This window comes from Trebonia sp., from assembly GCF_030042015.1.
In the GTDB taxonomy this organism is placed as follows: domain Bacteria; phylum Actinomycetota; class Actinomycetes; order Streptosporangiales; family Streptosporangiaceae; genus Trebonia.
In genome coordinates this window covers 1-6,698 of sequence record NZ_JASIAL010000031.1, presented here as the reverse complement: position 1 = coordinate 6,698, position 6,698 = coordinate 1, and the positions used below count along the sequence as shown (strand labels likewise).

Annotated in this window: 6 protein-coding genes and 2 pseudogenes; 6 read left to right on the top strand and 2 right to left on the bottom strand. The window is 70.3% G+C overall.

The genetic code is table 11. From position 1 onward, the window contains the following. Together Q1N79_RS01430 and Q1N79_RS01425 are read right to left on the bottom strand one after the other, a co-directional pair. The coding region (locus Q1N79_RS01430) for a hypothetical protein (protein ID WP_300603135.1) at positions 1-456 on the bottom strand (456 nt) is incomplete at its 3' end. 28 nt (positions 457-484) lie between these two features. Then, positions 485-1,084: a SigE family RNA polymerase sigma factor gene (locus Q1N79_RS01425; RefSeq protein WP_300603137.1), complete on the bottom strand. Its 600-nt coding sequence runs from the start codon at positions 1,082-1,084 to the stop codon at positions 485-487. Positions 1,085-1,927: 843 nt separating this feature from the next. On the opposite strand from Q1N79_RS01425, the gene Q1N79_RS01420 reads away from it, so the two are divergent. The 6 genes and pseudogenes from Q1N79_RS01420 to Q1N79_RS01390 form a co-directional block, all read left to right on the top strand. Continuing rightward, positions 1,928-2,272, top strand: coding sequence for a histidine triad nucleotide-binding protein (locus Q1N79_RS01420; RefSeq protein WP_300603132.1), 345 nt, complete (start codon positions 1,928-1,930; stop codon positions 2,270-2,272). Positions 2,273-2,422: 150 nt separating this feature from the next. After that, positions 2,423-3,868 (top strand): annotated as a pseudogene (locus Q1N79_RS30530) (PhoH family protein); the annotation flags it as partial. A 270-nt stretch (positions 3,869-4,138) separates the two neighbouring features. Next, positions 4,139-4,477 (top strand): annotated as a pseudogene (locus Q1N79_RS01405) (PhoH family protein); the annotation flags it as partial. Between the two features lie 22 nt (positions 4,478-4,499). Then, positions 4,500-5,039, top strand: a complete 540-nt coding sequence (ybeY, locus tag Q1N79_RS01400) for an rRNA maturation RNase YbeY (RefSeq protein ID WP_300603129.1) — start codon at positions 4,500-4,502, stop codon at positions 5,037-5,039. Further along, the gene (locus Q1N79_RS01395; RefSeq protein WP_300603127.1) at positions 5,039-6,370 is read left to right on the top strand and encodes a hemolysin family protein; all 1,332 of its coding nucleotides are present in this window, start codon (positions 5,039-5,041) and stop codon (positions 6,368-6,370) included. Before ybeY ends, Q1N79_RS01395 begins: the two co-directional genes overlap by 1 nt. Before the next feature lie 10 nt (positions 6,371-6,380). Further along, the coding region (locus tag Q1N79_RS01390) for a cytidine deaminase (RefSeq protein WP_300603125.1) at positions 6,381-6,698 on the top strand (318 nt) is incomplete at its 3' end.

Below are 6,698 nucleotides of genomic sequence, written 5' to 3'. Positions count from 1 at the left end.
CGGCGGAATGGCAAACGAAATGCCGACGATGAACGCGATGCCGGCCAGCACGGCCACCGGCCGCAGCCACGTGGTCCCCGCCTCGCGCAGCTTGCTGACGCTCTCCCACCAGCCTGGCCTGGACCCGCCTTCGGCCAGGTCAGGTCCGGTCTCGCCGGCAGCCGTCGGCTGCGGCAGCCGCCGCAGCCGCGGCCAGGGCAGGGCGATCAGCCGCTGCCAGGCCAGGGCGCCGCGCCGCGCAAGGGACTCGGGCCAGGCCCAGTGGCCACGCCAGGTGAAATGCCACACGCGGCTGACGGCCTCGCTGGCCACGCTCAGCAGCCACGGCTGCGGCTCGCGCCCGGCGGTCCTGGCGCGAATCCGCTGAAGTCCATCAGCTCCAGGCTCGACCTGGTTCACCGCGGCGGAAAGCGCGCGCCGCAGTGCCTGTTCCAGGCCTTCGTCGGGTGTGGTCATGCGGTCACCCGGCCTGACCGCCGCGTCATCACGTCTCTTGCTCCAAGATCGACTTCAGTGCTGCCATGGCGCGAGCGGTGTGGCTCTTGACAGCACCCTTGCTAATGCCCATCGTCGCGGCGATGTCTGCCTCGGAAAGGTCGGCGTAGTATCGCAGGACGATCGCTTCACGTTGCCGGTCCGGCAGCGTGCGCAGCGCCGCGACCACGGCAGAGCGCTCGATGAGCGCCAGGGCTCCCTGTTCCGCGCTCGGCTCGTCCGGCGCGGGCTTGGGCGCGTTCCTGTCGATGACGGTACGGTGCCGCAGCACCGAACGCGACTTGTTGACCACCGCCTGCCGCAGGTAGGACAGCGCCTTGTCCGAATCACGCAGCCGGCGCCAGGCGTGGTGCATCGCCTCGAACGCGTCCTGCACCACCTCCTCGGCGGTCGGCGCGTCGTGGACCAGCAGCACGGCAAGCCGCACGAGCGACTTGTACTCGCCGTGATAGATCTCGGTGACAACACGGTCAGCGTCCCATACAGCGGGCACCGACCGTACCTCGGGGACGAGTGCACCCGCCGCGAGCGTTTCCGTCACATAGGTTGGACGCGCGACTATGTCGGAAGGTTCACCTTCTACGGTCATGTCCGTTTCGGTGATGTTTTCTCCGAAGTCGGCGCCTGCTTGCTCGGGCACGGTGCCGGGGGGCGCCCCGAGGAGGCCGGAGTCCCAGTCACCGTCGGTCACATCGTCCGCGGCCGCGGCGTCTGCGGCGTCGTCCGCCGTCAGGGCGGCCGGTGTGTCCTCACCGGGCGCCTGTTCGGGAACGATGTCGGTGGCGTGGTCGTCCGAGACCTCGGTGGCACCTGCGTCGCCGAGGTCCGCTGCACCGGCCGGAGCGTCACCGGCCGCTGCCTGAGCCGGCGGGTCGAGGACGGCTCCGTGCTGACCGTTGGCCTCGGCGGCGCCGTTCGGCGAGTTGCGGACATCTACGGGCGCCGTCACCAGGGCGGGATCACCGGGGCAGGCTGAGCCTGCGGACGGACCGTCGAGGACGGCCTCCGCGGATTGGCCGTCCACCACGGTGTTCACTGGTTCACCGCCCACGCCCACGCCGCTTTCGCGCGACTATGCGGAGCGCCGGACGACGTCCCGCGATGATCTTGCACTGCCCAACCCACATTCGGTAACTCCACCCCAGAAACCGCCGGAGGATTGCGGAAAGACAAGAATATCCATCAGGGTTGGCCGGCGACAGCACTTGCCGGAATCAACCCGGTAACGCGTGCACTGCTGGCCAGTTGACTCCTGCCGGGTTATGCGTAACGTCCGCGGACTCAATTATCGGGCTGGCGACCCGCAGGCTCAATGTAACTGATAGCCACTGTAGCCGCATGGGGCGTGTCCGCCGACCGCGGGGTCATACCACTCGATTGCCCAGCGCGAGGTCGGCAGCACATGCCGCCGCCTGGCCACTATGATCGTAAGATGCCAGACTGCTTGTTCTGCGCGATCGCGACCGGGGACATCCCGGCCACGATCGTGCTAGACGGAAAGCGGACGATCGCGTTCCGCGACATCAGCCCGCAGGCGCCCACGCACGTCCTGGTGATCCCGCGGGATCACTTCGCCGACGTTGCCGCGCTGGCCGGCGCGGGCGACGGCCTGCTCGAGGAGCTGGTCAGCCAGGCGCATCGGGTCGCGGTCGCCGAGGGGATCGACGGCAGCGGCTACCGGATCGTGTTCAACACCGGGCGGGAGGGCGGCCAGACCGTGTCGCACGCGCACGCGCACGTGCTTGGCGGCCGGCCGATGACATGGCCGCCCGGCTGACCGGACACGCCGGCCGCCGTCAGCAGGCGGCCGCCGCTAATAACGTCGCCCGCGGGCGCTCCCGGGGCCTTCGAGAGCACTGAATTGACAGACACTCGCAGCGACCTGCCAGGTTCCCAGATACGGATCGTCATTCCAGATGACCATTCAATGGTCGGCTTGCTCGGGACCGGGGACGAGTTGCTGCACGTGATCGAGCGGGAGTTCACCGCCGATATCCACGTCCGCGGCAACGAGATCACGGTGTCCGGCCCGCCGGCCGAAACCGCGCTGGTCGGCAAGCTGTTCGGCGAGCTCCTTGAGCTGCAGCGCACGGGTACCGAGCTGTCCGCGGACGCGGTGGAGCGCGCCGCGGCCATGCTCAGGGCCGAGCACGGCGTGCGGCCCGCGGACGTGCTGACGCAGGGCATCCTGTCCGCGCGCGGCCGGACGATCAGGCCGAAGACGCTGAACCAGAAGCACTACGCGGACGCGATCGACAAGCACACGATCGTGTTCGCGATCGGCCCCGCCGGAACCGGCAAGACCTACCTCGCGATGGCCAAGGCGGTGAAGGCGCTGCAGGCCAAGGAGGTCAACCGGATCATCCTGACCCGCCCGGCCGTGGAGGCGGGGGAGCGGCTCGGCTTCCTGCCCGGCACCCTGTACGAGAAGATCGACCCCTACCTGCGCCCGCTGTACGACGCGCTGCACGACATGATCGACCCGGACTCGGTCCCCAAGCTGACCGCGGCCGGCACGATAGAGATCGCCCCGCTGGCATACATGCGCGGTCGGGCGCAGCCAACTGGCACGCCAGTGCTAACGCCAAGCGGATTCCGGCCGATCGGCTCCCTCACGGTGGGTGATCTCGTCATCGCCTCGAATGGCGAGCCGACCCCCGTGATCGGCGTCTACCCGCAGGGGGAGAAGGACATCTACCGGGTCATCACGCAGGACGGTGCCTCGACGCTGTGCTCAGGGGACCATCTGTGGGCCGTGGCGACCCGTGACGACCGCCGTCGCGGCAAGCCGCTCCGGGTCCTCGAGACCCGGGAGATGATCGGCGACCTGCGCGCGAACCACTGCCACCGGTACGAGCTGCCTTCGCACAGCGCGCCGGTCTGCTTCCCGTACCGGCCGGTGCCGATGGACCCGTACGCTCTCGGGCTGCTGCTCGGCGACGGCTGCCTGACCGGGAAGACCACGCCGGGCTTCGCCACCGGCGACCCTGAGCTCGCCTGGGAGCCGGAGCCGAGGCTGCCCGGCAGACAGGTCCGTCCCCTCGGCGGACCCGGCCACGCGTTGAACCGGGCGGCCTCGACGGGAGATGTCGTCACGATCGAGAACCCGGTGACGGGCATCGCCCGTGCCCTCGGATTGCATGGCGCCCGGTCCGGGGCGAAGTCCGTGCCCGAGCTGTACCTGTGCAACTCGGCGAAGGTACGGCTGGCCGTGCTGCAGGGCCTGCTCGACACAGACGGCGGCCCTGTCACGCAGCGTCACCGGACTTGCCGCGTGCAGTACACCACCACATCACCGCGGCTGCGCGACGACGTGCTCTTCCTGGTCAGATCGATGGGCGGGGTCGCCTACGATCGTGTTCGCCAGGCCGCCGGGCGAAAGCAGGGATTCGCACCCGGAAGACCCGTCTACAACCGCCATGATGCGTACGTCATCGACATCCGGCTGCCGGACGGCATCGAGCCGTTCCGGCTCGCCAGGAAGCGCGACGCGTACTGGGCATCGGGCGGCGGCGGGCGCCCCGGGCGCCCCGGGCGGTTCATCGAGAGCATCGAGCCGGCCGGTTCGGCCGAGTGCGTGTGCATCTCGGTGGCGGCGGCGGATTCGCTGTACACGACCGAGGACTTCCTGCTGACGCACAACACGCTGAACGACTCGTTCATCATCCTGGACGAGGCGCAGAACACCTCGGCCGAGCAGATGAAGATGTTCCTCACCCGGCTTGGCTTCGGATCCAAGATCGTCGTCACCGGTGACATCACCCAGGTCGACCTGCCGGCCGGGCAGGTGAGCGGCCTGCGCGTGGTGCAGGACATCCTCGACGGCATTCCCGACATCCACTTCTCCAGGCTGACCAGCCACGACGTCGTCCGGCACAAGCTGGTCGGGAAGATCGTCGACGCCTACGAGCGCTATGACACCAAAGCCCAGGTGCCCCAGGCGCCCCAGGCGCGGCCGCCGCGGCACCGCGGCGACCGCTGAGCACTGAATCGGAGAATGCCAGGTGACCATCGAAATCGCCAACGAGTCGGGGATGGCGGTCGACGAGGTGGCACTCGCCGCGGTCGCGCGGTTCACGCTTGACCGGCTGCGGATCCACCCGCTGGCCGAGCTGTCCGTGCTGCTTGTCGATGAAGTCACCATGACCGACCTGCACGTGAAGTGGATGGACGAGCCCGGGCCGACCGACGTGCTCTCGTTCCCGATGGACGAGCTGCGCCCGCCGTCGATGGGCGGTGCGCACGGCAGCCGGGCCGGCGGCGAGGACTCGGGGCCCGAGCCGGGCCTGCTCGGCGACGTCGTGCTGTGCCCGCAGGTCGCGGCCGGGCAGGCCCGTCAGGCAGGCCATTCGACCCAGCAGGAACTCGAATTGCTCTGCGTGCACGGGATCTTGCACCTGCTCGGCTACGATCACGCTGATCCCGAGGAGGAAGCCGAGATGTTCGGGCTGCAGGGCACGCTGTTGCGGGCCTGGCGCGAGGCCGCGGGGCAGGGCCGGCCAGGGGCCGTCGCGGACAGGGAAGCACAGGAAGGACCTGGTTGATGTCACCCGCGTGGTGGCTGCTGGTAGCCGCGATCGCGCTGATCCTTGCCGCTGACTGGTGCGCGGGCGCTCAGGCCGCCATGTCCAGGGCCGACGCGCAGGGGCTGGCGCGGTACGGCAGCCTGCTGATGCTGATCCGGGTGTGCGCCGAGGTGTCGGCGGCGGTGCTGATGACGCTGGCGTTCGCCCACTGGCTTGGCGGCGGCTGGCAGGTGTTCCTGCCCGCGGCCGGTGCCCTGCTAGTCGCCAGGTACGTGCTGATCGGGGTCGGGCCCCGCGCCATGGGCCGGCGGCGCGCCGAGCGGGTCGCGGGCACCGCCGTCCGGCTGCTTCGCCCGCTATACCGGATACTGGGGCCGCTGCCGCGGCTGCTCGACGCGATCTCCGGCGCGCTGCCGCTCGGCGGCCCTGCCGCTGACGCGGAGCTGGCCGCCCGGCCGGAGCTGCGCGGCCTGGTGGACTACATCGAGGGGCGGACCGAGATCGAGCCGGGGGAGCGGGAGATGGTCCGCTCGGTCTTCGAACTCGGCGACACGATCGTCCGCGAGGTCATGGTGCCCCGTACGGACATGGTTTTCATCGAGCGCGACAAGACCCTCGACCAGGCCCTGTCGGCGGCGCTGCGCAGCGGCTTCTCCCGCATACCCGTGGTCGGCGAGAGCACCGACGACGTGGTCGGGATCGCCTACCTGAAGGACATCGTGGCCCGGGTGCACGAGCACCCGGGCGCGGAGGACACCGAGCGGATCGACCAGGTCATGCGGCCCGCCACGTACGTGCCCGACAGCAAGCCGATCGATGAGCTCCTCAGGAACATGCAGGTGCAGCGCATCCACGTGGCGATCGTGATCGACGAGTACGGCGGCACCGCCGGGCTGGTCACGATCGAGGACATCCTGGAGGAGATCGTCGGAGAGATCGAGGACGAGTACGACCGGGAGGCGCCGCCGGTCACCTGGCTCGGCGACAACTCGGCCAGGGTCAGCCCGCGGCTGCCGGTCGAGGAGCTGGCCGAGCTGTTCGGCGTCACGATCGACGCCGAGGACGTGGAGACCGTCGGCGGCCTGCTGGCCCAGCGGCTCGGCAAGGTGCCGATCGCCGGCTCGGTGGCCACCGTCTCGGGCCTGCGCCTGACCGCCGAGAGCCTGGCCGGCCGGCGAAACCGGATCGGGACCGTGACCGTCGAGCGGATCGGGCCGGACGGCGAGGCCGTTCCCGCGGGCCCCGCTGGGCACGGGACCGCGGCCGCCAGCGGCGCGCCCGCCGAGGGGAACGGCGACCTTCGGGCCGACCCCGCCCGTAATCCCCGCGGCGGCGCGCCGCCGGTCTAATATCAGCCCTGTGAGCGAGGCAGGGCCGGAGGAACCCGGCCCCGAGGACATCAAGATCATCACTCTCGCCCGCGCGGCCCGCGCCAGGGTCGCGGCGGCCGAGGGTGCTGCCGTCAGGGACGAGACCGGCCGCACGTACGCCGCTGCCGCGGTCGCGCTGCCCTCGCTCCGGCTGTCGGCCCTGCACCTGGCCGTGGCGATGGCGGTGTCCAGTGGCGCCTCCGGCCTGGAAGCCGCGGCCCTGGTCAGCGACGGTGGCTCGCCCGATCCCGCGGACATCGCCGCGGTCCGCGAACTCGGGCCCGGTGCGGTCGTGTTCCACGCCGGG